The following is a 26,975-nucleotide window of genomic DNA, read 5'->3' on the forward strand; positions in this document are numbered from 1 at the left end:
CAGAAAAATTAGACACAGAAAATAACCAATTAATTCCAAAGAGCTTGTATTTGAGACCGATTGCGGCAAAACTTTCAAGTCGAAGTACCTGTTTTGTTTGTTTCGAGTGCCACCATGTTCCGGTTTTTTAGGGACCGTTTGTCCCGTTTCCAATCTTCTATTGTTCGTCCCGACGCATCCGGCGCGCATTTTGCCAATCCGGCTGTTTCTTCTGTTTTGCCCGATCACGGGCAACTCAATATCCCGTTAGCAGATGTCCAGGCTCAGGATGAGATCGGGCGAAGCTCGATTGAAAAGGGGCGTTTCCTGGCCAGACAGGATCGTTGGGCAGAATTGTCCGACCTGATGCACAAGGCGGACGCGGCTCGAAAGGCTGCCCCCGACGGGATGCCTGTCGCCGAGCTGCTCGCATTTGGCGCACGGGCCGATGTGGTTCTGGCGGCGGAACACGCCCTGTCCGATGCCAAAGCACTTTCAGAATTTGATGTCCTGAGTGGCATTTCCGAGTTGGAAGACGAAATGCGCGCGCATTCGGGCGATCCGATGATCGCATTGGTCGTCGCACTGGCGCATATTGATTTGGCATGGGCCTGGCGTGGCACCACGAACGAGGCAACCCTGCCCTCTCTGCACCAATCCCGTTGCGCCGCCCATTTCGACCGGGCAGCTGCAATCCTGCCCAAATGCCAAAAGGCCGCATCAGACAGTCCTATTGTCGCCTCGACCGGCTGCGCAATTTTGGCGGGTCAGCGCAGGCCCGGCACGCGGGTGGCGGATGAATACGAGCGTTTGATCAAACTCGACCCGATGAACCATCGGCACTTGCGTGCGATGGGCACGCACCTGCTGCCGCGCTGGTTTGGCAGCTACGGCGAGCTTGAGGTCCAGGCGCTGCGCATGGCGGCCCAGACGCAGGATATCTGGGGGGCTGGGGGTTACACGTGGGTTCAGTTCGACGCGATCGCCCTGGACGAAGAAGCCTGCGCGCGGCTGGATGTCGAATTCTTCCTTGAAGGCATGCATGATATTTTGCGCCAGCGTCCCGACCAGCAAACCGTCAATATGCTGTCGGCTTACTGTGCCATAACGATTCAGAACGGCGCCGGCGAAAACGACAAGGCCGATCTGGTCCGTAGCCAGATAAATGAGGCCGCAAACTGGTTGATCCGCGATCACCTGACCGAACTGCACCCATTGATCTGGGCGCATGCGGCGAATGGGTTCAACAACAGTGTTAGGATCAATTCGCCCGAACGGTTCGCGGCTCGTGGGCAGCGGGATGCCCTGCGCGCGATTGGCGATCTGTTCCGGGATGAGCTGCGCAGCGGATTGGATGTGACCTTTACTCCGACGGGTTTGCAGCTGTCCGGGCACTGATTCCCCCTTGCCCCTAGCCCCTGCCGGGCCTAATACGCAGGCTTAGACTTCTGCGGAAATGAGGCGCGCCATGCTCGACCTGACATACGAAATGCCCAAAATCAAAACCATTGCCGGGGCCAAGCACGACTGGGAACTGGTAATCGGGATGGAGGTGCACGCTCAGGTCTCATCCAATGCCAAGCTGTTCTCGGGTGCATCGACCCAATTCGGGGCCGAGCCGAACTCGAACGTGGCCTTTGTGGACGCGGCGATGCCGGGGATGCTGCCGGTGATCAACGAATACTGCGTGGAACAGGCGGTGCGCACCGGGCTGGGCCTGAAGGCGGATATCAACCTGAAGTCCGCCTTTGACCGCAAGAACTATTTCTACCCCGACCTGCCGCAGGGCTACCAGATTTCCCAGCTCTACCACCCCATCGTGGGCGAAGGCGAAGTGCTGGTCGAAATGGGTGACGGCACCGCGCGCATGGTCCGCATCGAACGCATCCACATGGAGCAGGATGCGGGCAAATCGATCCACGACATGGACCCGCATATGTCCTTTGTTGACTTGAACCGGACGGGCGTCTGCCTGATGGAGATCGTCAGCCGCCCCGACATCCGTGGCCCCGAAGAGGCCGCCGCCTATATCGCCAAGCTGCGCCAGATCATGCGTTATTTGGGCACCTGTGATGGCAACATGCAGAACGGCAACCTGCGGGCGGACGTGAACGTCTCGATCTGTTTGCCGGGCGCGTATGAGAAATACCAGGAAACGCAGGACTTCTCGCATTTGGGCACCCGTTGCGAGATCAAGAACATGAACTCGATGCGCTTTATCCAGCAGGCGATTGAAGTTGAAGCCCGCCGTCAGATTGCCATCGTCGAAGGCGGCGGCAAGGTTGATCAGGAAACCCGCCTGTATGACCCGGACAAGGGTGAAACACGGTCAATGCGGTCCAAAGAAGAGGCGCATGACTACCGCTATTTCCCCGACCCTGATCTGCTGCCGTTGGAGATTGAGCAGGCTTGGGTCGACGACATCGCTGCCAAATTGCCCGAACTGCCCGACGACAAAAAGGCTCGGTTTATCAGCGCGTTCAGTCTGACAGATTATGACGCATCCGTCCTGACGGCTGAGGTTGAATCGGCTGCCTATTTCGAAGAGGTCGCCAAGGGCCGCAACGGCAAACTCGCTGCGAACTGGGTGATCAACGAGTTATTCGGTCGCTTGAAGAAAGAAGATCACGACATCACCGACTCGCCGGTATCCCCCGCGCAGTTGGGTGGGATCATCGACCTGATTTCTTCGGATGCGATTTCCGGCAAGATTGCTAAGGACTTGTTCGAGATCGTCTACACCGAAGGCGGGGACCCGGCGCAAATTGTCGAAGAACGCGGCATGAAGCAGGTGACCGATACGGGTGCGATTGAAACCGCGCTGGATGAGATCATCGCCGCCAACCCGGCGCAGGTCGAAAAGGCCAAGGTGAACCCGAAACTGGCCGGCTGGTTTGTCGGCCAGGTCATGAAAGCGACCGGCGGCAAAGCGAACCCCAAGGCCGTAAACGAATTGGTCAGCAAGAAGCTGGGCTCGTAGTCTTTTCGGTTCGAGAAACTTCTGCGGCTTGGTCCGCGCGTGCAGCGCGGGCCTTTCCGGTTCCCGCGCATTCAGCGCAACAGACGACACAGAATTTGCCCACCGGGCGATGATGACTTTTCGAAACCCGACAACATGTTAGATTGCGTGGGATCGGCAACCAGGAAAATCTGATGCAGCGCTACGAATACAAAGTTGTCCCCGCTCCGCAAAAAGGCACAAAAGCCAAGGGCGTCAAAACTGCCGAAGGGCGGTTTGCTGTGTCGATCGAACAGATTCTGAACCAGATGGGGCAGGATGGCTGGGAATACCAAAGGGCGGAACTTCTGCCAAGCGAGGAACGCTCAGGGCTGACCAGTTCCAACGTGAACTGGCGCAATGTCCTGGTGTTTCGGCGTGAGATTGCAGCTGAGTTTTCTGCGGAGCGCGAGCCGGTTGAAGACAGCGATGATGCCGCCGTGGCTCAGCCGGTGCCCGGACCAGAAGAAGTGCAGGCGCCTGCACCGATTTCAGAAGAGGTCAAAGATCCGCCATTGACCCTGAAGCCAACAGACCTGTCCGAAAAGGACAAAGAGCAGACCTAAGCGGTCTGCTCCGCGTTTTCATAGCCTGCAGCTGAATTTTACTCGGCAGCGCTTGCTGCTTGGCTCAGATCCTGCGCCAGCATCAGTGCATTTCCGTCCGGGTCGTAGAACGTTGCGGTGCTGACCATGCCCTCGATCGTTTCTGTCGCGCCATCGAACCTGACGCCCGAGGATTCGAGGGCCTGACGCGCCGTCGCAATATCCGACACCCCGAACACCGGCACAGTATTGCCCGGCGCAGGCTCGGCCTGCTCACCCAGGCCCAAGGTCACACCTTCGGTTTTGGTCTTCATCTCACTCCAACCGGCCTCGTCAATATGGTGGATCAGTTCGAACCCCAACTTGGCTTGATACCAGTCGGCACTGACATGTCTGTCTCGCACGGACATGGCCAACGTGATTGTGTTTTCCAATGAAACAAGTGGCATTGAACTATCCTTTTGGCAAAAATTAAAGTAACTATACTTTATGGACATAGCGATTCTTGTCAAGCTTACGTCCCGCGCCTGGTCTCTGAACATTATGGCGTTGATGCACGCGGGAACCCCGGGGCGACAGGCCCCCCTACTGGCGGCGACAAGCGCCAGCAGAACGGCTTTTGCCCAAAGCCTTGATCATTTGATTCAACTGGGTTTTCTGGAACGAAATCCCGGCCACGGCCATCCGTTGCGCCCGGAATTTCGACTGACCCATATCGGCGCCTCAGTGGCCGAAACTGCCAGCCGGATCGTAAACGCCGTGCCGGAGGACAATGATTTCGCGTTGCTCAGACGCAGCTGGACAGCCCCAATTCTGGCGCTGACCGATAAGCCCCAACGTTTCTCGACGCTCAAGTCCGGTCTGATCTCGATCTCAGATCGCGCCTTGTCGACGTCTCTTCATCGACTCGAGGAGCAGGAGTGGATACAGCGGGAAATTGATGCGACGCACCGACTTCCTTTTCCCACCTATCGCGCGGTGAACCAGGGGATCACGGTTAACAGAGCCATTTCTCTGGTCGCCTGACCATCGGCAAAAATAGGTCCGTTCAGTCATCAATGTCCAACGCCAGCGCATGAATGCGGGGTACAATGTCGCCAAGCGCCTTATGCACGGCGCGGTGGCGGGCGACGCGGGATTGCCCCTGAAAGGCACTGGAACGGATGCGGACATTAAAATGGCTTTCACCGCCTTCCTGAAACCCCGCGTGTCCGCGGTGGCTTTCGCTGTCATCCACGACCTCCAGCTCACGCGGGTCAAATGCAGCCTGCAGGCGGGTACGGATCTCGTCGGTCACAGTCATTTTTTTGCTCAGCGGCGAAAATTTTACCGCATCCCCTCTTCTACTTTCGGCTGCTTAGACTAAACTGCTGCCTCCGAGTCGAAAAGATGTGTTCGTAAGGATCAGAGCATGACGAAATCAGACCCCTTCGGATTCGATATGTCCGTTTCCAGCGCCAAGAAAAAAAACCCGCGCGGGCGTCGGGGTATGTCCGGCGCGTCTGAAACCTCGACACGTATCTGCGATCACGAGGGATGTAACGAACCCGGCAAGTTCCGTGCACCCAAGGCGCCTGATGTACTGGACGACTTTTTCTGGTTCTGCCAGCAGCACGTCCGCGAATACAACAATAAGTGGAACTTCTTCGACGGCACCACGGAAGCCGAACTAAACGCGCAGCGGTCCAAGGACAAAGTGTGGGAGCGTGAGACCAAGCCGATGGGTGATCCCGAAGCACGCGCATGGGCGCGTCTAGGCATTGAAGACCCGCATCAGGTGCTTGGCGCGAACAGCACGCAAAACAAAGGCCGCACCACGGGCGGCGGCGGCCGTCGCCTGCCCCCCACCGAACGCCGTGCGATCGAGATTCTGGAAGCCAATGATAGCTGGACCAAGGCCGAAGTGCGCAAAGCCTACAAGAAGCTGATCAAGGTTCTGCATCCGGACATGAACGGCGGTGACCGAAGCCAGGAAGAGCAGCTGCAAGAGGTCGTTTGGGCTTGGGATCAGATCAAGGACAGCCGGAACTTCAAATAAGCCGGATTAACCCCGCCAGCCATTGCTGGATGGGCGGGTATCTGATGTGGTTGTCAAATCAACCAGTGCCAGACGGATCATGATTTTTTGCACCATTGCGAGACCGGTGGATACCGGACGCCGTTTCCGAAGCAAATTCTTCGGACTCACAGGCTGGAATTGGTCCGCCAAATCCGGCCGAAATTGGATCTGACAGGCAGAAATTCAGCAATACGATTGATTGAAAAGTATGTTGAATTGTCTTTGAGCCCGCCGCCAATTGAACCTGAATAATGGATCGGGGACCGGCCAATTGGCACCATAACTGCTGATCAGCAGTTTCTCAGGCTTGCTTGGCAACAGAATTTCATAGTCGCCAAACATGTTTCTGGTTCTCTGGAGGTCAGATTTCAGCGGCAGAATATCTGCAGAATCCATTGCATGATATGAATAAGGGTAAACAGAAAATCTGGTTTTCGTTGTCCATGACGGAAACAGGTCCACGGTTACATTCTGATCATTCTGCACCTTGAAAACCGGCGGATTGTTGGACGTTGGCCCATAGGCCACCAATCCAGCAGCGCAGAGATCTTCTTTGTATTTCTGCCATTTTTTGGCGGCTTCTTCGTCCGTGCACTCGCCCAGATAAACAGCCAGGTCAATGTCGTCATCATGCGCAATGTACTGCCCATCCCGCACCAACCCCAAAAGCGCACCTGCGTAAAGAAAGAAGGGGCAATCGAATGCCTCTAAAGGCTTTAGAACTGTCCCGACAGTCTGGGACATCTGATCGGTGTCCTGAACTGCAAAGGTACTGCAGTAGCCATGGAACGTCAGCGATTCAGGGAACATCAGTTCGTTGAGTTCGGCAAAAAACGTTTCGAATTGTTCATCCCGCCCCTGCTCTTGGTACATCTCGCGCAAACGGATGAGTTGCGCATATGTTTTCGCCGGGCGGGATCGGCCAGCACAGTTGAAATAGATTGACAGCCTGAGCCAGTCTTCCTCCCATTCCGAACTGAAAACCGCTTCCAGTTTCGGGAAAACTACCCGTGGGCGCAGTCGCTTTCCCAAGCGAATTGCCGCCAGCAAGTCGTCGCGAAGCGCGTCAAATGCTGCCCGGTCGGCATTCTCGCTGCTCATCGATCTGCCTTTACATAAATGCCACGAGCAACATGAGCATCTTCATCCATAAATTTTGCCAGACCCTGCCCTTGCGTCCCGTATAGCTTGTCAAACCCCAAGCCGTTCAGCTGTTCGTCAAGATCATGCATCGACTGATACCGCCGGTAATGGGGTGAGGCCACCTTAAGCAGGTTTTTGTCCTCCAGAGTTCTGTATTCAAATGCCACTTTTTGGCCGGGTGACAACGTTTCGGAAAGCAGCCCCAGAAGTTCATCTTGCTCTTCCTGTGTGATCGCGTGCAGGAAGAAACGCCCGTAAATGCAAAGATCTTGACCTTCACGCTTTTTGATTTCGGATGTCAGGCGATCCGACGCAGCCAGGCTGCAATGAAACTGCGTCTCCTTGAAACCAAAGGAATTGGCGTTTGCGCGCGCTACTGCGATGCCTTTCTCGCAAGCATCCAGTCCGGTAACGTCAAAGTTCAACAAACTGAAAAAGATCGTGTCCCTGCCGTTTCCGCAGCCAACGTCGATAATACTGCTGCGAGACGACAATTCTTGCGCGATGAATGCCGCAAACTGCGATGGTGGCGAAAGGGTGTTATCTTTCAGCTGACCGTCATAAAAATTTTGCCAGAAAGTTTCGTTCTGCGTTCCGGATTGTGTCATTAAGTCAGCCTTTCGTTGCCGTCGACTAAAGCCACGAGACGCCTGATTGTGCAATATGTTTTGCCTGGCTCTTCATTTAACGCCGCAAGAAGAGGTTTCGGTCTAGTGACGAGACGTCGAAGCTGTCATACGGACTAGCATATCGGCGTGAACACCCCCCACTTGTTTACTTGCGAGCCATCCTATGAGGACCATTTGATAAGCGCAGGTCTGGAGGCGAAGGTGCGCAAAGCCTGCAAAAGGCTGATCAAAATTCTGCACCCAGACATGAACGGCGGTGACCGCTCGCAGGAAGAGCAGTTGCAAGAGGTCGTCTGGGCCTGGAAACAAATCGAGGACAGCAGGAACTTCAAGTAATCGGCTTATCGACGGTACATGCCCAAAAGCGCCTCTGCTTCGGGGCGTTTTAGGCACCGTACACGAGTTTGCTCCGAAGTCGGTTCAGGGCTGAAACGATCCGGGAATAGCATACGGAGCTCGTTGATATCTTCGCGATCGAATGACAAAAGCGCCATGTCCCCCAGAAACAAACTTTCTGTCGGCAAACCGTGCGACATCAGTATGGCATGGCGATCACAGGCAATGTGGAAATACGTCACGGCCTCATCAGACCGCACTTGTCGAATGGTTTTGTCATTGACCAAATGAACTGCCGCAGAAAAAACTCTGGGCTCTCCAAACAGCAATTCAGCGCGCCACCCTTCGAGAACAATCCTATGCTGTGGGGACACGTATAAATCACGATCAGGCAAACCGTCCCCGATTGCCCCTTTCTGGATGCAAACAGGGCGCAATCGCGGGTTTCGCTGCAACGCTTCCGCGCTCATAGTCTTTTTGCCAATCCACTTGACAGGCAGTAGCTCGCCGCTAGAAACACGAACCCTGTCCCCAACCGACAGCTCTTCGACAGGGCGAGGGCCTTTTTCGGTTTCTATCAAAGTGCCTTTTACAAAACACGGCACTGTTCCAGCAGGAAGGTCGACTGTCACATTCAGGATGGCATTGTTTCCGGCTCCTGGCTGCCCAGTCGTCGCCCCTATTCTAACCGTGAGTTGCGTATTCGGAGGGATGTCTGCCCCCTCAGTAAGCTCAACGGTCAAAACTCCGCTAGGTGAAATTGAAACAGTGTAGTCGGAAGGGTCCAATCCGCCATCGCCAGTTACGGTCACGCTCCACGTCACAGCTTTGGTCGTGGTATACTGCTGCATAACCGAGGTCGACCCACTGGGGATCGAGATAGAAGTCGGACCTGAGATTACTAACGACATTTGTACCTACACTCTTAAAAACAAAATCGGGAACCGTTTTTGCACAATCATATGTGCATATTTAACTTATCATATCTTGCTATTGCAATATTAATGCTTCACAGGACTGCTTGGCGGCGTTCTGGACCCAAAATTCGTGCTATCAAAGTTTTGAAAGAATAGCCCGAGACATCCGACGCAATATCGATAAGGCCAGTTTCAAAGAAACATCCGCCTAAGGCCTTACGAGCACGGCTTTCCCTTGCCCTTGCCCGCAATATGTTGCACCACACACGGGTTCAAACCCGGCAATGCGGGCCAAAGGATAAGGACAAGGCGAATGGCTGACGGATCGATCGACGTAAACGCAAAACCCACCGAAGAAATTTCGGTCCGTGACGTGTTCGGTATTGATACCGACATGGCGATCAAAGGCTTTGCGGATCGCAGCGACCGAGTGCCTGCGATTGACCCGACCTACAAGTTCGATCCAGAGACAACACTGGCGATTCTTGCAGGCTTTTCGCACAATCGTCGTGTGATGATCCAAGGCTATCACGGCACGGGCAAATCGACCCATATCGAACAGGTCGCCGCCCGTCTGAACTGGCCTGCGGTGCGTGTGAACCTGGACAGCCACATCAGCCGGATCGACTTGATCGGTAAAGACGCCATCAAACTGCGTGACGGCAAGCAGGTTACAGAGTTCCACGAAGGCATCCTGCCTTGGGCGCTGCGCAACCCCGTTGCCATCGTGTTCGACGAATACGACGCGGGCCGTGCTGACGTGATGTTCGTGATCCAGCGCGTGCTTGAGCATGACGGCAAGCTGACCCTGCTGGACCAGAACGAGATCATCACACCAAACCCGAATTTCCGCCTGTTCGCCACTGCCAACACTGTGGGTTTGGGCGACACAACTGGCCTCTATCACGGTACGCAGCAGATCAACCAGGCTCAGATGGACCGCTGGTCGCTGGTCTCAACGCTGAACTACCTCAGCCATGATGCCGAAACGATGATCGTTCTGTCCAAGGCGCCGCACTACAATACCGAGAAGGGCCGCAAGACCGTCAGCCAGATGGTCACTGTTGCCGATCTGACCCGGACCGCCTTCATGAACGGTGACCTGTCCACAGTTATGAGCCCTCGGACCGTTATCAACTGGGCCCAGAACGCCGAGATTTTCCGCGATGTAGGCTATGCCTTCCGCTTGTCCTTCCTGAACAAGTGCGATGAGCTTGAGCGTCAGACCGTGGCCGAGTTCTATCAACGTTGTTTTGATGAGGAACTGCCGGAAAGTGCAGCGAGCGTAAGCTTGGGGTGAAAGCCTTTTTTGTCATAGCATCGATCTGGGTCGTTTTTGATTCATTTTGGCTATTTGACAAAGTAGGTTGGAAAAAGTCGGCGCCTTCAGACATGACGGCGTCGCAATATGTTCACCTGATACGGCTGCGTTGGGAGTACGCAATACTTTTCCTAGCAGCAATGATCTGGAGTACGTTCATTGTCTAAACCAAACGACAACCCCGCCGATCCGTTTAAGAAGGCCTTGGCCGAGGCCACCAAGGTTATGGCCGACGATCCAGAGCTGTCTGTAAGCTATACGGTCGACCCCTCGGGGCTGTCGGGCGAGTCGATGCGTTTGCCGCAGGTCTCGCGCCGAATGACGCGAGAAGAAGTGCTGCTGGCGCGCGGAACGGCGGATGCCTTGGCACTGCAGCGCAAGTACCATGACGATGCAACGCACAACCGCTATGCGCCACCGGGCGATATGGCGCGCGACTTGTATGAAGCGATGGAGGTCGCCCGGTGTGAGGCAATGGGCGCGCGGGACATGCCCGGCACCGCTTCGAACATTGATGTAAAGATCGGACACGAGGCACTGCGCCGCGGTTACGACCAGTGCAAGCAACCCGCAGATGCCCCTTTGTCGGTGGCCGCGGGTTATCTGATCCGCCACTTGGCAACCGGACGCGACCTGCCGCCTGCGGCCGAGAACATCATGAACCTCTGGCGTGGGTTCATCGAAGAGCAGGCTGGTGGCACGCTGGAAAAATTGCAGGACATCCTTTCGGATCAGGCCGAATTCGCCAAGTTTGCCCGTCAGATGATCAAGGATCTTGGGTACGGTGATCAGTTGGGCGAAGACCCGGATGAGCTGGACGAAGATCAGGAAGATCAGGCTGAGGACGACGCCGAAGAACAGCCCGATCCCGACAGCACCGGTCAGGATGATCAGGACGAACAGGACGCCGACGCGACCCCTGAGCAAACTCAGGAAGAGCAGCAGGATCAGTCCCAGGCCCAGGTCTCGATGGACGAGATGGCCGAAGATGAGATGGGTGAAGAGGCCGAGATGCCTGATGGCGAGGCGCCACTGGAACCCCCTGCCCCGCCGCCTGCATCCGAAGCCGACCCGGATTACAAGGTTTACCTTGGAACCTTTGACGAAGAGATCGCAGCCGAAGACCTGGCAGAGCCTGCCGAATTGGAACGGTTGCGCGCCTACCTGGATCAGCAGCTTGAGCCGCTGAAAGGCGCAGTAAGCCGTTTGGCGAATAAATTGCAGCGGCGGTTGCAGGCGCAACAGAACCGCAGCTGGGAATTCGATCGCGAGGAAGGCATTCTGGATGCGGGTCGTCTCGCACGCGTAGTTGCGAACCCAACCACTCCGCTAAGCTTCAAGGTCGAGAAAGACACTGAGTTCCGGGATACAGTGGTGACGCTGTTGCTGGACAACTCCGGCTCGATGCGGGGTCGTCCGATCTCGATCGCTGCCATTTGTGCCGACGTTTTGGCCCGTACGCTGGAGCGCTGTAATGTGAAGGTCGAAATCCTTGGTTTTACCACTCGGGCGTGGAAAGGCGGTCAGGCACGTGAGGCTTGGCTGAATGATGGTCGCCCCCAGCAACCCGGGCGCCTGAATGATCTGCGGCACATCATTTACAAGGGTGCAGATGCCCCGTGGCGCCGCGCGCGACCCAACTTGGGTTTGATGATGAAAGAAGGCCTGCTGAAAGAGAACATCGATGGTGAGGCTTTGGAATGGGCACACCGCCGGATGCTGGCGCGGCGTGAGCAACGCAAGATTCTGATGGTAATCTCGGACGGTGCGCCGGTTGATGATTCAACGCTCAGCGTTAACCCCGCGAATTACCTGGAGAAACACCTGCGTGACGTGATCGGAATGGTCGAAAAGCGCAAGATGGTCGAGCTTTTGGCCATCGGTATCGGCCACGATGTGACCAGGTATTATGATCGCGCGGTGACGATCACAGATGTCGAACAGTTGGCGGGTGCTATGACCGAGCAACTGGCGGCTCTGTTCGACAGCGATCCTCGGGCACGTGCGCGTGTGATGGGGATGAAGAAGGCCAGCTGACGCTGGCCTTGCCTCCGGCAGGAGAATTTTTCAAAAGATAGAAATGGGGCGTCCCCCGTTTGCAAGAGGTGTCACATGATTCAGTCCTTTGCCGTCACCGCACGTCCGGAACAGGGACCGCCAAGACTAGCCGCTTTGCGATCCCAGATGGCAAAGGATGGGCTGGACGGTTTCCTGATCCCGCGCGCAGATGCGCATCAGGGCGAGTATGTGGCCCCGCGCGATGAACGGCTGGCATGGCTGACGGGTTTTACCGGTTCGGCCGGATTCTGTGCGGCGTTGTCCGATATTGCGGGTGTGTTCATCGATGGCCGATACCGCACCCAGGTCAAGGCGCAAGTTGCGGAAGAATTCACGCCTGTACCCTGGCCCGAAACCAGCCTTAGTGCGTGGCTCAAGGAGCAACTGCCGAATGGCGGAAAGGTTGGTTTTGATCCTTGGCTGCATGCAGCCGGGCAGATTTCCAGCCTGAAGAAAGAGTTGAACGCGAGCGGCATCGAGCTGGTTCGGTGTGACAATCTGGTGGATCGGGTTTGGCCGGATCAGCCTGAGGCCCCGTTAAATCCGGTCAAGGCACATCCAATTGAGTTTGCCGGGGAAACCGCAGCAAGCAAAATCGCGCGACTGGCGGATGATCTAAAGCAGAACGGGTGTGAGGCGGCGATCATTTCCTTGCCGGATTCGATCATGTGGCTGCTTAACATTCGCGGATCGGACATCGGGTATAACCCGGTTGCCCATGGATTTGCCATTCTGCACGCCAACGGTCGAGTTGATCTGTTCATGGCGGCACAAAAACTGGCGGGCTTGGACGATCATCTTGGTGGGCAGGTGCAGGTTCACGACCCTCTATTATTTCTTGAGTCAGCAGCGGATCTGAGCGGCACGGTACAAGTCGATTTGGGAACCCTGCCGCAGGCCGTTGCCGATGTGCTAGGGGAAAAAATGTTGGATGCGGGTGATCCTTGCGGCCTTCCCAAGGCCCGCAAGAACGCGGCTGAAATTGCTGGTAGTGCCGAAGCGCATCTGCGCGATGCAGTGGCTGTTATTGAGACTTTGTGCTGGCTGGACACTCAGGCCCCGGGAACGGTGACAGAGACTCAGGTGGTCACGCAGCTGGAGGAAAACCGCCGCCGGGACAACACGCTTCAGGACATCTCGTTCGATACAATTTCGGGAACCGGGCCTAACGGTGCAATCATGCATTACCGGGTGACCGAAGAAACCGACAGCCGGCTGGAGAATGGTCACTTGTTGGTTCTCGATAGCGGCGGACAGTATCTGGACGGCACAACCGACATCACCCGCACGATAGCGATCGGAGTAGTGGGCGACGTAGAAAAGGCCTGTTTCACTCGCGTGCTGAAAGGGATGATCGACATGTCCTTGTTGCGCTGGCCTGCCGGTCTGACCGGGCGTGACATCGAGTGTATCGCGCGCGCGCCCCTGTGGGCGGCGGGTCAGGATTTCAATCACGGCGTCGGCCACGGGGTCGGCGCATACCTAAGCGTGCACGAAGGACCGCAGAGACTGTCCAAAGTCAGCCACGTGCCGCTTGAGCCGGGGATGATCCTATCTAACGAGCCGGGATATTACCGCGAAGGCGCGTTCGGCATTCGTATCGAAAACCTTGTAGTGGTGCAGGATGCCCCGTCCCTACCCACTGCGGATACCGAGCGTTCGATGCTGAACTGGCGGACACTTACATACGTACCGATTGACCGGCGGCTGATAGTGGTTGATATGCTTACGGTAGTTGAGCGCGCGTGGCTGAACTCATATCACCGCGACGTTGCGGAAAAAGTCCGGCCAAGGCTGGGCGATGACGCTCAACTGTGGTTGGATGCCGCAACTGCGCCGATCTGACACTGAACTGTCACATAAACCGGGCAGAGGAGTGATCCGTACAAAAGACGAGGGAAGAAGCAGAGATGACAGAGATAACGATCCGCAAAGCAGCCGGTAAATGGAGTGTTCGTTCCGGGGGCGCCGTTCTGGGCGAAAGCGTGAATGCACTGGAACTGCTGGAAGGTGATCTGGACCCAGTGATCTACTTCCCCCGCGTCGACATCGGAATGGCGTTTTTGGATCGTACAGATAAGATCACGAATTGCCCGCACAAGGGCGATGCAACGCATTTCTCAATCGTCAACAAATCCTCGGTGACCGAAAACGCAGCGTGGAGCTATGAAGATCCGGTTGCCGCAATGGGCGAGATCAAGGGTTATGTCGCGTTCTATCGCGTCGACTCCGTTAAGGTCGAACAGATCTGACCCTGTCAGATTGCCTCTCTGACCCGCTCGGTTGAGGCCAGGTCGTGACGCACACGCCCATAGGCTTGCGCCATTGAGGTCAGGGTGTGCGGCGCGCAACCAATTTCCGTTAGGCAAGAAGCATCAATCACGCGAACCCGCTGTTGAAACGCTGTATCAACCAACTGATCCACAGGCTCGCGACCCGGCCCAAAGGTCAGGTTGTGATAGTGAAACCCTTGACCCGGCGCAGTTCTACCCAGATTGTGGCGCACGCGATGCGAGGCCAACCATTGCAGCAGCTGCTGTAGACCGTCATCCTGTTCCGGTTCCGGTACATGCGTCACTTCGATCTGACTCTGCTGAGGTTGGAAACGAAACTGCACAAATGTCTTGGGCGTCCAAATCCGAACGGGTTGCACGAAATCAATAAAACGCCCCACGCGCCAACCGCGCAGGCGCGGGCCCAGACCCAAAGTTGTCGTCACAAGGCTGACCGGCGCCTGCGAAACAGCGTAAACGGACGCAAAAAGATCACACCGTCCCTCTCTTTTCAGCTTGAGTGTCAGCGCGTGGAAGTTTCCGCGGTTCCTGTAATGCCGCGGCGATCCCAACGCCCGACCCAGCCTTAGGCAGTTAATTGTATGTGGCGCGTGGTCTACGAAACCTATCTCGGTGATCTGCGGCAAGCTACGCGCAAGCAGAGTTGCAGTGCCCAGCACACCGGCCGCCACGAACACTTGGCGGGCCTGAACGCGTGTCCCATCCGCCATTTGCAAGTTCACGCAATTCTGGTCGTTTTCGATCCGTTGCACACGTCCCGCACGAACTTCTACACTTGGCATTTCGCGCAGGCGATTTTCAACGGCCCGTGCCATGGCCCCCAAGCCGATATCCGGGGCGTCCTTCGTCCCCGCCAAAAGACGCGGGGCGCTTTTTTCCAGGCCATCACCCAGATTTCCAAGCCTGGCGCCGCCAATGACCTGAAGGTCACTTTGCACGGTGTCACAAGCGGTGGCGTAATCTGTCCACGTCTCAAGATACCGCCCGCGTCCCCAAGAATCTTCGCTATTGTAGACTTGCAATTGTCTGCCCCAATAGTTGGCAAGCCCTCCTATTTCGGCGGCAACAAACAATGGGGGCGCATCCCCGGATACATCCGTGCATTCTGTCATAAACGCAGGTTGCTGTCGCTCATACGCAACGGAAACCATCTTGGCTGGACCGCCTTCAAATGGCTCGGAAGCCTCTCCTGTGACCACCACCACCGAGCCTGAAACCGCCCGCATGGCGGTTAGAGCAGCATAGCTAGCGGGGCCAGCACCTATCAACGCAACATCAAAAACTCGCATAATATGAACCTTTGCCCGGCCCCCACCACGGTTTCCCCCAGACGGGCACGATAAAATCGCTCAAACAAACCTGTGGGAGTGGTTGAGAACAACTGTTACTAAAATTGACGTCTCGGGAAACCTTTGCGCCAGAAGCATGAAAGCCAGCGACGCACCTACCCGCTGACGTGACGAAACACGGACCGCATCGTGCCGAAAATAACGACCCGTTGATCCGCTTGTCATCTTGGGAGACCTTCAAATCAGATCTCCAGGTCGGATATCTGTAAAATTGTTCTCGCGACTGGGTCGTGGACGTGAATGACGCGCGCAGGCAACGAGAATCCAGGCGTGCAAATCAGGATGCAGAAATAGCATTTTCAAATTACTCCCGTTCGCGCGAGTTTCAGTTCAAAAATAATTCAATACAGTTAGGTCGTTCAAGATTCTGAAATTACTCGGTTCCCGACACGTGCTATGGGAATAAAATTTCCTTTGGTCACGTAGGGATAACGCTGCAATCGTCACCAATACTAACGATTTTTTGGCCTTTTGATCAAGAAAACCGAGAAAACTGAAAGATACTTAGCTGATTCCCGGGTGCAACTGACCAGCAAAATATCGCCAAGACATGCAGCAAATTGGGCTTTGTTGGCAGAGTGATACCAGCAAGCCCCCTGATACATCAGGCTCACGGTCTAATCACGGGGCTGTTGCATGCATGTGAGGCATCAAGAGTGCACAATGTCCCTGAACATCGCCCAGAGGATGCCATGCCAATTAACCGTCGCAGATTCGCAGGATCAATGGGGGCCCTGCTATTGTCACCCGGAACGCTTTCCGCACAACAAGATCCGGTGCTTGATGCCGTGCGTTCCACCCTGTTCGGAAGCAACGCAGAATTTGAGGAGGGAATGGCCTTTCTTGCCCAACGCGGCAACCCGGATGTGGTGCCCGCTTTGCTGACCGGTATGCGATACGCCAGACGTCGCAGCAGCGAGATCGCGCAGGTCATGCAGACCCTGACAGGTGAGAGGAACGGCCAAGACTGGTTTGACTGGATGTTGTGGCAAGAAAAGAACCCACAAATCGTCCCGCACCCCTCGCTTATCCCGTTCAAGCGCGAGGTACTTCTGGGTATTGATACGAATTTCGACGTCTTCCTGAAACCAAAGTACCTTCAACGTGACAAGATGAAGATACGGTTTGAAGAGATCGCATGGGGTGGCGTGCACAAGGACGGCATCCCGTCGCTGGACAATCCGGCGCTGATTTCAGCAGTTCGTGCGGATTACCTTAAGGACGATGATCTGGTCTTTGGCGTTTCGATCAATGGCGACGTGCGCGCTTACCCTTTGCGGATCATGGGCTGGCACGAGATGTTTAACGAGGTGATTGGCGGGGTTCCGGTGGCCTTGGCGTATTGCACCCTGTGCGGCTCAGGAATTCTATTTGAAACACAGGTTCCGGGCCGCGGCAAACCGCTGATTTTCGGTTCATCGGGATTTCTGTACCGATCCAATAAGCTGATGTTCGACCGCCAGACGCATTCTTTGTGGAACCAATACACCGGCAGGCCGGTCGTCGGCCCGCTTGTCGACAGCGGCATCGAACTCAAGCAGCGCCCGGTGGTCATCACCACCTGGCAAAGTTGGAAAACATCGCATCCGCAAACCAAGGTTCTGTCGCGCAATACCGGCTACCGTCGGAACTATGGCTCCGGCGTGGTCTACCGTGACTACTTTGCGTCATCTGAGTTGATGTTTCCTGCCCTCGTTGACCAGTCACAGCATCGGCAAAAGGACTATGTGTTCACCATCCGCCAGTTCGGCGCGGCGCGAGCATGGCCGATGGATGCGTTCAGTCGGGCACGGGTGATCAATGACGCGATCGCCGGCCGGCCGCTGGTCTTGGTCGGTAACTCAGACAAACGCGCTGTGCGGGCATATGAGCGCGGATCTCACACGTTTGCCGCGTCGGGCGGCGGGCTGGTGGATGAAACGGGCCAGAAGTGGACAATGACCGAAGAGGCGCTGATCGCGCCTGATGGTGCCGAATTGCCCCGGGTCGCTGGTCATGTCTCATACTGGTTCGCGTGGGACAACTATCTGGGTGATACAGCGACCGTGTACCGACGCTAAGAGTGTTCTTCGGCTGCTGTAGCCGCTAAGGCGCGGTTATAAGCCTTCAACGCATCTATATGGTACAGCGCCCCAACCGGGCTTTCGCTGCCGTCTTCATCGACAACCACAACCGGAATGCAGGGGATGTCATCCCGGTCGAAATAGGGCATCGCGGCCTCCAGCGTGGCGCTGGCCTGAACACATAAACCCTGTTCAATCAGTTCTTCCGCTTGCTCCTTGGTGATCGAGCGGGCGTCGCCAAGGGGCCGCATGACGGCCCCAGCCCGCAGCATAGCCAACAAATACGCTTGCGGCCCAGCGGCTAAATGCACGTTGCGGCGTTCCAGCTGCGTCAGGAAAAAAGACCGGTCCACAAGGCGCGAAGCCAGCGCCGTCGACATCGAAACCGAAACCATCACAGCCAAGCCGATCTGCCAATCTCCCGTGAGTTCAAAAACGATCATCGTGGTCGAAATCGGTGCGCCCAGTACGGCAGCGGCAACGGCCCCCATTCCGGCAAAGGCATAAAGCGTATGTGTGCCAGATACATCCGGTAACAGCCCAGTTGCGATCAAGCCAAAAGCCAACCCGGTCAGCGCTCCTATCATCAACGAAGGCGAGAACACTCCGCCGCCCATTCGCCCACCCATGGTGATCGCAACAGCTATGGTCTTGATCACGGCGAACAGAATGGCAATGCCAAGGGTCAGATCGCCTGTCAGAGCGCGGATCGTCGTCTCATACCCGACGCCGATGATGTGCGGAAACCAGATCGCCAGAAGCCCCAGCATCGCCCCCGAAACCGCCGGTCGCAGCCAACGTGGCAGGGAAAGCCGGTTCTGGACATGGTTGCCGATATCCTCGGCAAAGAAGATCGATCGCATCAGCAACAACGAGACCAAGCCACATATCAGGCCGAGGATCAGAAAGGCCGGCAATTCCACGTAAAATTGGAGTGAACCGGGTGTATCCAGAACAAACTCGGTCACATCGCCATATTCCAACCGGTTGATGACCGTACCTGCAACCGAGGCAATCACGATAGGAGCGAACGCATGTACCGCAAAGTGGCGCAGCACAACCTCAAGCGCGAAGAGTGCACCAGCGATGGGGGAATTGAAGCTGGCCGAAACAGCAGCGGCCACAGCGCACCCCAACAGATCGCGCCCAGTGATACCGTCGGCATGGATCCGGTTGCTGACCCAGGTCGAGATTACACCAGCCATATGCACGACCGGCCCTTCCCGCCCCGTAGAGCCACCCGTGCTGAGCGTAATGAGCGAGGCAAAGAACGAGGCAATACCCGCCTTGCCCTCGACCCGGCCATCGGTCACTGCAGCGCCTTCTATCACGTCAGCGACGGATCGTACCCGCCCATCATCCGTGAACTTGTGCAAGATTACACCCACGATCAGGCCACCTATGATCGGCGTGATCAAGATGACAATCCAAGGCAGTTTTTCCGCGTGGCTATGCAACAGCAAAATGTCTTCGGTGTCGTAGACATAAGCCTGAAGCCAGCGGATCGCCTTGCGGAAGCCCAACGCCATGAAACCGGCTGCAATCCCAATGGCCAGCGCGATGAACCAGAATTGAATCTGGCTGGGCCCACGACGCAGCATCACCCGCCAGGCATCCTTTATCGCGGCCAGAGCCTGATTGAGCTGGTTGCGCAGAACGGTGCGGGTTGATTGGGTCATTGGCCCTCGGGGATCACGTCTTTCCCCTTAGTAAGCCACGGAGCGCCCTTATAAAAGTGGGATCGCGACGGATTGAACACAGGAAAGCGTCAGAAAAGCCTCAGGCATCCAAAAGGGCGCGAGCGGCCGCACGGGCCTCGTCGGTGATTGTATCGCCTGCAACCATACGGGCGATTTCATCCACGCGGTCGGGCTCAGCCAGCGGTACAACGGTAGACAGTGTCTGCCCGTCGGTGACCTGTTTCTGCACGCGCCAGTGATGTGCCGCGCGGGCCGCCACCTGCGGCGAGTGCGTCACGACCAGAACCTGTCCGCCATGCGCTAACGATGCAAGGCGCCGCCCGACAGCATCAGCGGTCGCGCCGCCAACGCCGCGGTCGATTTCGTCGAAAATCATCGTGCGCGCGCTGTCATCTCCGGCCAGACAGACCTTGAGCGCCAGAAGAAAACGACTGAGTTCACCACCCGAGGCGATCTTGTTCAGCGGACCTGATGGCGCGCCGGGGTTGGTGGCAACAGTGAACGCCACGGCGTCAATCCCCTCGGGGCCCGGGTCTGCGACCGTGATTTCGGTTTGGAACACAGCGCGTTCCATTTTCAACGGAGCGAGCTCGGTCACAACTGCGGCATCCAGTTGCCCGGCCGACTTCTGTCGCACTGCGCTTAGATTTGCCGCTGCGGCGTCATATGCGGCCTGTGCTGCATCTACCGTCGCTCTCTGATCGGCCAGATCCGCGTCGCCCGCGTCAAGCCGGTTCAGGCGGTCGCGCAATGTATCGGCGAAGGTGCCCAGATCGTCAGGCCCGACGTCATGCTTTCGCGCGAGTGCGCGGATGGCAAACAGGCGTTCTTCGGCCTGCTCCAATTCCGCCGGATTGAAATCCAATTTTTGCAGGCATGCATCGACACCATCCTGCGCCTCGCCCAACTCGATCAAGGCGCGTCCCAGTGCGGCGATTGGCTCTTCCAATTGGCCGCCCGCACTATCCGACACCCCTTCGAGCCAGCGCACAGCGTCAGCCATCGCCCCCTCGGCCCCGTCACCACCCAGCAGAGCGAAGGCGCGGGCAACGTCATCGCGGATACGTTCGGCCCCTTGCATCATACGACGACGGGCGTCGAGTTCGGCGTCCTCGCCCGGTTGCGGGTCCAGTTGATCCAGTTCGGACACCGAATGCCGCAGAAACTCCTCTTCCGCCCGCATAGAGGCCAAGGCCGACTCTGTCTGTGCCAGTGCCTTGCGTGCGCGGGACATCTCGGACCAAGCTGACCGCACCTTTGCCAGATAGGGTTCTGCTCCGGCGTAATCGTCCAGCATTGCCCGGTGGCCACGCGGGTTAAGCAGGCCGCGGTCATCATGCTGACCATGCAGCTCGATCAGTGTTTCGGACAAAGCGCGCAGCACCTCGCCCGAACATCTGCGGTCATTGACCCAAGCGGTCTTGCGGCCCTCGGCCGTGTTCACACGGCGCAGGATCAACTCTTCTCCGCCGGGCAGTCCCGCCTCGGCTAGAATCGCATGTGCGGCGTGATCCTCAGTCAGCTCGAACTCGGCCACGACTTCGCCTTGGGCGGCACCCTGCCGCACCAGTTCAGCCCGGCCGCGCCAGCCCAGAACAAACCCCAGCGAATCCAGAAGGATCGATTTGCCCGCGCCAGTTTCACCAGTCAAAGCGTTCAGGCCCGGCTGAAACGTGAGTTCCAGCCGGTCGATGATCAGCATGTCGCGGATATCGAGGGCGCGCAGCATCGGGTCTTAGCGTCCCAACCCATTGGCCATAGCGATTACAACCACTCACCCTTGACCGTCTGACGGTAAATCGTGCTGAGCCAGTTGTTTCCACGGCTCTTGAGATCCAGCCCGCGCGACGTCAACAATTTATAGCCAGCATCATACCATTCGGACGACTGATAGTTGTACCCCAGAATGGCCCCCGCCGACTGTGCCTCGTCCACAAGACCCAGTGCCAGATAGGCCTCGATCAAGCGATAGAGCGCTTCGGCAGTGTGGGACGTGGTCTGGAAATCCTCGACCACGACGCGGAACCGGTTGATGGCTGCGGTATAGTGGTCCTGACGCAAATAATAACGCCCGATTTCCATCTCTTTGCCAGCCAGGTGATCAAAGGCCAGATCGAATTTCAAAACAGCCGAGGTCGCGTATTCACTATCGGGATAAACTTCGATCACGGTGCGCAGTGATTGCAACGCCTGAAAAGTCAGGCCCTGATCGCGCCCGACCTCGTCAATCTGGTCATAGTAGCTGAGCGCCAGAAGATATTGGGCATAAGCTGCATCTTCGTCTGTCGGGTAGAAATCAATGTACCGCTGCGCTGCACCTCGGCTTTCTTCGTAGTTTTTGTCCGTGTGGTACGAGAACGCCTGCATGATCAGCGCGCGCTTGGCCCAATCGGAATACGGATACAGACGTTCTACTTCTGAAAAATACCACGCTGCATCGTCCGAACGATTCTGCGACAGCTCATATTCGCCGCGCGTGAAAATCTGTTCAGGAGTGAACCCTTCCAGGTTCTGATTGCGGTCTGCGCCTTTTCCAGCGCACGCCGTCAAAACTGCTGTCAGAAGAATCGCGCCTGCGAGCCTGACTGCCGCTTTGGTGCCAACCATTCCGCCTATCCTTGTCGTATTACTTGACGGGGTTAAGCCCCGATTTAGGCCAAGGTCTAGCACATATAATTCTGGTGCAAAACGTCTTATGCGCCCGTTCGCGGAATTGTCGTCAGACTTGATCCAATCACGCGACTTCTGGGATTTCGTTCCAGACAAGGCCCTGCCCGGGAAGGCGGGCTGCTTGTTCGGGGGTGCACAGGATCGGCCGGACCGCACCCGGTGTTTCGAACAGTTTGCGCAGCAGAGTATTGGTCATTGCATGGCCGGATTTGTCACCCGTGAAGTGACCAAAGATCGGGCCACCTGCCAAATAGAGGTCTCCAAGGGCGTCCAACATCTTGTGACGCACGGCCTCGTCCGCGTGGCGAAAGCCACCCGGTGTAAGGACTTCGTCACCCTGAACGACGACTGCGTTTTCCAATGTACCGCCCAATGCCAAGCCGTTTTCACGCATCGCCTCAACATCAGTGCGGCGACAGAACGTCCGGCAGTCGGAAAGCTCGCGTGCGAAAGAACCATTGCGCATATCCAGCGTCTTGGTCTGATTGCCGATTGCACCGTCTTCGAAATCAATGTGGAAGTCGATGATCAAACCATCCGCGGGGGCAATCGATGCGCTTGCACCCTCGCGCACAGCGGTCACCGGTTTAAGAACCTCATAGGCAAGAACCGGGCTGGCCTGACGGCGCACGCCTTTCGCCATGATACCGCGAACGAAATCAATCGAGGACCCGTCCATGATCGGAACCTCGGGACCATCAATCTCGATCAGTGCGTTATGTATGCCGCAACCGGCCAGCGCAGCCATGATATGTTCTACCGTGGACACTGAGACACTCGCGTCGTTGATCAGGCGGGTGCACAGCGGGGTACGCTCGACCACGTCATAGATCGCAGGGATGAGGGCATTGCCCAGCTCAATATCCGTCCGTTTGAACCAGATGCCGTGACCGGCGGCTGCCGGTTTCAGGACCATCGTCGCAGGCTTACCGCTATGCAGTCCGACGCCTTTAAACGTGACCGGAGATTTGAGCGTATGTTGCAAGGTGAACCTCGAAGAGTGGTGTCCGGCCTCGGTTGGCCGTGTTGGACACTCAGTTAAGGAAGGCGGCGTCAAGGCTCAACTCACTCTTTGTAACCGAATGAAACATGTATGTAACAGATCGGCAAATCCCTGCTTACCCCCCCTTAAAACCCTATAAAACAAAAGAAAAGGGCCGCCATTCGGCGACCCCTTGTAATCATTTTGTTACCGCGATCAGTTGGCCTGGCGCCGCAAAAAGGCGGGAATTTCGATCCGATCCTGCTCCGGGTCCGCCTCATCCCTTGCGGGTGCCGTAGCGTCAGATTGGCGCATTACGGGCTGCTGGCGGGGTGGTTGCGCCGGAGTATCTGCCGCGTGACCGGTCATCCGGTCGATCAGGCGGTTAAAGCCAAACCGGGGACGGTCATGGGACTCATCCTGCGGAGCCGGGGCTGGTTGTGGGGTCGCAGGACGGACCATCGAAGGGCTCCGTTCGGACGGCGGAACGTTCTGAACGGCGGCCTGCAAGCGCTGCAGTGCTTCGGGCGACGGTGTTCCCGCTGCCGGTTGAGGCTGCGGCGCGACATAGCTCTCGGGCGCAGGCTCAACCGGTTCGGGGGTCGGCTCGAATTCGGCAACGCGCGGCTGATAGGCCGGCGGTGGCAAACCATCATCATCCTGTTCGACACGAGACTGAAATTGAGGCTGTGCAGGCTCTTCAGGTGTTTCGAACAGCGAGGGTTCGCGATTCATCTCTTGCTGCGGTGCTTGCTCAGCGACTTCTGCAGCAACAGGTGCTTCTTCCTGCACTGGCTCCTCAGCCGAAACGGTGCGAGTCAGCGGTGCCGACATAGAACGGCGCGCGACGGGAACATCTTCCTGCTTTTCACTGGCATCGATACCGGTCGCAACAACCGATACACGCATGCCGCCTTCCATCACGGTATCCAGTGTCGAGCCAACGATGATGTTTGCCTCGGGGTCCACTTCTTCGCGGATGCGGTTGGCAGCCTCGTCCAGTTCGAACAGGGTCAGGTCGTGCGAACCGGTGATGTTGATCAGAACGCCCTTTGCACCCTTGAGGCTGATTTCGTCCAGCAGCGGGTTGGCAATTGCCTTCTCGGCGGCCTGAACGGCGCGATCTTCGCCTGTGGCCTCGCCGGTACCCATCATCGCCTTGCCCATCTCGTCCATCACGGCACGAACGTCGGCAAAATCGAGGTTGATCAAGCCCGGACGGACCATCAGGTCGGTGACACCTTTGACACCCTGATACAGAACATCGTCGGCCATCGAGAACGCCTCGGTGAACGTGGTCTTTTCGTTGGCCAGGCGGAACAGGTTCTGGTTAGGGATGATAATCAGAGTGTCGACGACCTTTTGCAGCATCTCAACGCCGTCTTCGGCCTGACGCATCCGCTTGGCGCCTTCAAACTGGAAAGGCTTGGTCACGACACCAACGGTCAGCACACCCAGTTCCCGAGCGGCCTGCGCGATGATCGGAGCGGCACCAGTTCCAGTGCCACCGCCCATACCGGCGGTGATAAAGCACATATGCGCACCAGCAAGGTGATCTACGATCTGCTCAATACTCTCTTCGGCTGCTGCGGCACCCACGGTCGGACGTGCCCCTGCCCCCAAACCTTCGGTGACTTTCACACCCAGTTGCACCCGCGCCGAGGACTGGCTTTGTTGCAGCGCCTGCGCATCGGTGTTGGCGACCACAAAATCGACGCCATCCAGCTGTTTCTCAATCATATTGTTGACAGCGTTGCCGCCTGCACCGCCAACGCCAAATACCGTGATCCGAGGCTTCAGTTCGTCGTGCCCGGGCATCGAAAGATTCAATGTCATGCTCTGTCCGCCTGTTTTTTGTTCCCGCCAAAGCGGTGTTTTTCTTACCTATCCACTAACAATCCTACCGTTCGAAACAGCAAACGTCACGCCAAAAATCGCGCAATTCCACAAAATATGGAGGAAATAAGGCGCTGACCGGCAGTATTTCGCATAAACTGCCAGATGTTGCGTAAAGAACTCAATGTAGCACAAAACAGGCGATTTGCACGCGGCACTCAACCGACGCATCACCAAAGGGACTCATAAACTGTCAAACTGCGGAAAACTGCTCAAGTCCTGCCGCGGGCCTCTGTCGGGCCTTGTGGATATCTTGCGGGATAAATGAGTCTGCTGCAACCCGTTTCTTTAGCTAATCGGGGCACTTGGACAATTCAGACCTTCAGTTGTGATGCGGCGAACCTCTTGAATCTCCGAGTTTGCAAGGGTCGCCAGCCGGACCATCAATCTGCCTTCATACTCGAACGGCCACCAGCAAACCGCCGGACCTTCGATTTCATCATCGTAAAGGAAACAAATCTGTCCGTTCGGCGTGGTGATTTGTCCGTAAACACACCCCCTGCCCTCACGGCGCCAAACCGACACCGTCGAGCTGAGGAATTCTTCGGTCCCAACAATCTCACCGCTGTGGAAGTCATGAAAATCAACGGTTTTCCCCATGACCGCCGCCAGAAACGCCTCGGGTGAAATGCGCGTCTGCGCTGCTGCCTCCAATGGCGCAGCTGCGCCCAGACAAGCGATCAGCGTCGCGGAAATGCGTTTACCAATTGTCACGGAACCAACGCACGGCACGCTTGAATGGGCGCGCGGCATAGGTATCGACCGGGATTTCAAAGTCCCACCATTCGTCCTGCGGGTGCGCAGCAAACAGGCTGAGCCCCACCGCCGACGAGAACCCCGGCCCCGTTGCCGATTGCGGTAGGCCATGCACACGCAGCGGCCGACCCAGGCGAACACGCTGCCCGAGGATGCGGGTGGCCAGACCATCCAGCCCCATGATCTGGCTGCCGCCGCCGGTCAGGACGATCTGCTGGCTCGGCATGTGCTCGAACCCGGCGGCATCCAGACGAACACGCACCTCTTCAAGGATCTCCTCAACACGCGGACGCATGATCCCGATCAGTTCAGCACGGCTGACCGTGCGGCGATCATGTTCCCAGTCGCCGGTATCGCCGCCGATATCAATCAGGTCGCGATCATCAGCGCCAGTGGCATGGACGCCGCCGTTGAAGGTTTTGATCCGCTCGGCCACGGAGGCCGGGATGCCCAGCCCCATCGAGATGTCAGAGGTCACGTGATCACCACCCATGCGCACGCAGTCGGCATAGATCATGTGCTTTTTCATGAAGATCGACACGCTTGTCGTGCCGCCGCCCATGTCGATACAGGCGGCACCCAGCTCTTGTTCATCCTCGACCAGCGCGGAAACACCGGACACATAGGCCGAGTTTGCAATTCCCGCCAACTCCAGATCGCAGCGCTTGATGCAGCGCACGATGTTCTGGATCGCTGTCGCGTCAACCGTCAGCATGTGCATGTCGACGGCAAGGCTCTGACCCATTTGCCCTCGCGGGTCGATCAGACCCGAACGGTTGTCCAGCGCGAAATTCACCGGTTGGGCGTGCAGAACCTCGCGTCCTGCGCCGTAATCCGGCACGTCGCAGGCATTCAGAACACGGCCCACTTCGGCCTCGGTCACTACCTGACCTTCAAGGTCAACCTGCGCATCCAGACCGTAGGAACGTGGGTTCGCCCCTGAGAAGCTGGCGATCACATGATCAACACGAATGTCAGCCATCTTCTGCGCCGCCTGCAAGGCGGTTCGGATGGCCCGTTCGGTTTCCTGCATGGCGGTGACTTCGCCAAACTGAACACCGCGTGACCGTGTGGTCGCGGCACCGATCACACGAAAGCCGGTCTGACCGGCCATCGATCCGATTGTGTTGTCCTCGCTCAGGCGGCCCGTTCCGTCAAAGCGCAGCACAAGACAGGCAATCTTGGAACTGCCAACATCCAGAATGGCGACAACACCGCGTTGCATCGCCTGTCTGCGCATCTGCCGCATGGCCCGCTGGGACTGATAAAGATCGGTCATC

23 protein-coding genes and 1 pseudogene are annotated in these 26,975 nt (G+C 57.0%); 11 read left to right on the forward strand and 13 right to left on the reverse strand.

Annotation, left to right across the window (positions count from 1 at the left end):
• The first annotated feature begins 114 nt into the window (after positions 1–114).
• The 3 genes from GOW92_RS05125 to GOW92_RS05135 all read left to right on the forward strand — a co-directional run bounded on the left by GOW92_RS05125 (position 115) and on the right by GOW92_RS05135 (position 3,543).
• Positions 115–1,377: a hypothetical protein gene (locus GOW92_RS05125; protein WP_170558546.1), complete on the forward strand. Its 1,263-nt coding sequence runs from the start codon at positions 115–117 to the stop codon at positions 1,375–1,377.
• Between the two features lie 70 nt (positions 1,378–1,447).
• Positions 1,448–2,959 carry an Asp-tRNA(Asn)/Glu-tRNA(Gln) amidotransferase subunit GatB gene (gene gatB, locus GOW92_RS05130; RefSeq protein ID WP_170558547.1) on the forward strand — a complete coding sequence of 504 codons (1,512 nt, stop codon included), beginning with the start codon at positions 1,448–1,450 and terminating at the stop codon, positions 2,957–2,959.
• A 173-nt stretch (positions 2,960–3,132) separates the two neighbouring features.
• The gene (locus GOW92_RS05135) at positions 3,133–3,543 is read left to right on the forward strand and encodes a DUF4177 domain-containing protein (RefSeq protein WP_170558548.1); all 411 of its coding nucleotides are present in this window, start codon (positions 3,133–3,135) and stop codon (positions 3,541–3,543) included.
• Positions 3,544–3,581: 38 nt separating this feature from the next.
• Here the strand turns inward: GOW92_RS05135 and GOW92_RS05140 are convergent, their stop codons facing one another.
• The gene (locus GOW92_RS05140) at positions 3,582–3,971 is read right to left on the reverse strand and encodes a VOC family protein (RefSeq protein WP_170558550.1); all 390 of its coding nucleotides are present in this window, start codon (positions 3,969–3,971) and stop codon (positions 3,582–3,584) included.
• A 40-nt stretch (positions 3,972–4,011) separates the two neighbouring features.
• Here GOW92_RS05140 and GOW92_RS05145 point away from each other — a divergent pair, with 40 nt between their 5' ends.
• Positions 4,012–4,548 carry a winged helix-turn-helix transcriptional regulator gene (locus GOW92_RS05145; RefSeq protein ID WP_170558552.1) on the forward strand — a complete coding sequence of 179 codons (537 nt, stop codon included), beginning with the start codon at positions 4,012–4,014 and terminating at the stop codon, positions 4,546–4,548.
• A gap of 22 nt (positions 4,549–4,570) precedes the next feature.
• Here the strand turns inward: GOW92_RS05145 and GOW92_RS05150 are convergent, their stop codons facing one another.
• Positions 4,571–4,825 carry a BolA family protein gene (locus GOW92_RS05150; protein WP_170558554.1) on the reverse strand — a complete coding sequence of 85 codons (255 nt, stop codon included), beginning with the start codon at positions 4,823–4,825 and terminating at the stop codon, positions 4,571–4,573.
• Positions 4,826–4,933: 108 nt separating this feature from the next.
• Here GOW92_RS05150 and GOW92_RS05155 point away from each other — a divergent pair, with 108 nt between their 5' ends.
• Complete coding sequence (locus tag GOW92_RS05155) at positions 4,934–5,560, forward strand: J domain-containing protein (RefSeq protein WP_170558556.1); 627 nt, start codon at positions 4,934–4,936, stop codon at positions 5,558–5,560.
• 204 nt (positions 5,561–5,764) lie between these two features.
• Here the strand turns inward: GOW92_RS05155 and GOW92_RS05160 are convergent, their stop codons facing one another.
• Positions 5,765–6,682, reverse strand: a complete 918-nt coding sequence (locus GOW92_RS05160; RefSeq protein WP_170558558.1) for a hypothetical protein — start codon at positions 6,680–6,682, stop codon at positions 5,765–5,767.
• On the reverse strand, positions 6,679–7,332 hold the full coding sequence (locus GOW92_RS05165; protein ID WP_170558560.1) for a class I SAM-dependent methyltransferase: 654 nt from the start codon (positions 7,330–7,332) through the stop codon (positions 6,679–6,681). Before GOW92_RS05165 ends, GOW92_RS05160 begins: the two co-directional genes overlap by 4 nt.
• A 213-nt stretch (positions 7,333–7,545) precedes the next feature.
• Here GOW92_RS05165 and GOW92_RS05170 point away from each other — a divergent pair.
• Positions 7,546–7,689 (forward strand): annotated as a pseudogene (locus GOW92_RS05170) (molecular chaperone DnaJ); the annotation flags it as partial.
• A gap of 5 nt (positions 7,690–7,694) precedes the next feature.
• On the opposite strand, the gene GOW92_RS05175 reads toward GOW92_RS05170, so the two are convergent.
• Positions 7,695–8,600 (reverse strand): Hint domain-containing protein, encoded by a 906-nt coding sequence (locus GOW92_RS05175; protein ID WP_170558562.1) that lies wholly within the window; start codon positions 8,598–8,600, stop codon positions 7,695–7,697.
• Between the two features lie 319 nt (positions 8,601–8,919).
• Between GOW92_RS05175 and cobS the strand changes: the two genes are divergently transcribed.
• The 4 genes from cobS (at position 8,920) to GOW92_RS05195 (ending at position 14,237) form a co-directional block, all read left to right on the forward strand.
• On the forward strand, positions 8,920–9,906 hold the full coding sequence (gene cobS, locus GOW92_RS05180; RefSeq protein ID WP_170409349.1) for a cobaltochelatase subunit CobS: 987 nt from the start codon (positions 8,920–8,922) through the stop codon (positions 9,904–9,906).
• A gap of 180 nt (positions 9,907–10,086) precedes the next feature.
• Entirely contained in the window at positions 10,087–11,964 is a 1,878-nt protein-coding gene (gene cobT, locus GOW92_RS05185) for a cobaltochelatase subunit CobT (protein ID WP_170558565.1), read from the forward strand.
• Between the two features lie 75 nt (positions 11,965–12,039).
• The gene (locus GOW92_RS05190) at positions 12,040–13,830 is read left to right on the forward strand and encodes an aminopeptidase P family protein (RefSeq protein WP_170558567.1); all 1,791 of its coding nucleotides are present in this window, start codon (positions 12,040–12,042) and stop codon (positions 13,828–13,830) included.
• A gap of 65 nt (positions 13,831–13,895) precedes the next feature.
• Positions 13,896–14,237: a DUF427 domain-containing protein gene (locus GOW92_RS05195; protein ID WP_170558569.1), complete on the forward strand. Its 342-nt coding sequence runs from the start codon at positions 13,896–13,898 to the stop codon at positions 14,235–14,237.
• A 5-nt stretch (positions 14,238–14,242) separates the two neighbouring features.
• On the opposite strand, the gene GOW92_RS05200 is transcribed toward GOW92_RS05195, so the two are convergent.
• The gene (locus GOW92_RS05200; RefSeq protein WP_170558571.1) at positions 14,243–15,568 is read right to left on the reverse strand and encodes a hypothetical protein; all 1,326 of its coding nucleotides are present in this window, start codon (positions 15,566–15,568) and stop codon (positions 14,243–14,245) included.
• Between the two features lie 785 nt (positions 15,569–16,353).
• Here GOW92_RS05200 and GOW92_RS05205 point away from each other — a divergent pair.
• Positions 16,354–17,688, forward strand: a complete 1,335-nt coding sequence (locus GOW92_RS05205) for a DUF3179 domain-containing protein (RefSeq protein WP_254452899.1) — start codon at positions 16,354–16,356, stop codon at positions 17,686–17,688.
• Here GOW92_RS05205 and GOW92_RS05210 read toward each other — a convergent pair.
• The 7 genes from GOW92_RS05210 to ftsA all read right to left on the reverse strand — a co-directional run bounded on the left by GOW92_RS05210 (position 17,685) and on the right by ftsA (position 26,974).
• Positions 17,685–19,370: a chloride channel protein gene (locus GOW92_RS05210; RefSeq protein WP_170558575.1), complete on the reverse strand. Its 1,686-nt coding sequence runs from the start codon at positions 19,368–19,370 to the stop codon at positions 17,685–17,687. The two genes, GOW92_RS05205 and GOW92_RS05210, sit on opposite strands and share 4 nt — an antisense overlap.
• A 100-nt stretch (positions 19,371–19,470) precedes the next feature.
• A complete protein-coding gene (recN, locus tag GOW92_RS05215) occupies positions 19,471–21,120 on the reverse strand; it encodes a DNA repair protein RecN (RefSeq protein WP_170558577.1) in 1,650 nt (549 codons plus the stop codon).
• A gap of 35 nt (positions 21,121–21,155) precedes the next feature.
• Positions 21,156–21,998, reverse strand: coding sequence for an outer membrane protein assembly factor BamD (locus GOW92_RS05220; RefSeq protein ID WP_170558579.1), 843 nt, complete (start codon positions 21,996–21,998; stop codon positions 21,156–21,158).
• Between the two features lie 127 nt (positions 21,999–22,125).
• The gene (lpxC, locus tag GOW92_RS05225) at positions 22,126–23,046 is read right to left on the reverse strand and encodes a UDP-3-O-acyl-N-acetylglucosamine deacetylase (protein ID WP_170558581.1); all 921 of its coding nucleotides are present in this window, start codon (positions 23,044–23,046) and stop codon (positions 22,126–22,128) included.
• Positions 23,047–23,259: 213 nt separating this feature from the next.
• Complete coding sequence (gene ftsZ, locus GOW92_RS05230) at positions 23,260–24,879, reverse strand: cell division protein FtsZ (RefSeq protein ID WP_170558582.1); 1,620 nt, start codon at positions 24,877–24,879, stop codon at positions 23,260–23,262.
• Positions 24,880–25,227: 348 nt separating this feature from the next.
• A complete protein-coding gene (locus GOW92_RS05235; RefSeq protein ID WP_368040250.1) occupies positions 25,228–25,653 on the reverse strand; it encodes a hypothetical protein in 426 nt (141 codons plus the stop codon).
• The gene (gene ftsA / locus GOW92_RS05240) at positions 25,640–26,974 is read right to left on the reverse strand and encodes a cell division protein FtsA (protein WP_058279582.1); all 1,335 of its coding nucleotides are present in this window, start codon (positions 26,972–26,974) and stop codon (positions 25,640–25,642) included. Before ftsA ends, GOW92_RS05235 begins: the two co-directional genes overlap by 14 nt.
• Position 26,975 lies beyond the last annotated feature (1 nt).

Origin of the sequence: Ruegeria atlantica, from assembly GCF_013032505.1 — a bacterium.
GTDB lineage: Bacteria > Pseudomonadota > Alphaproteobacteria > Rhodobacterales > Rhodobacteraceae > Ruegeria > Ruegeria atlantica_F.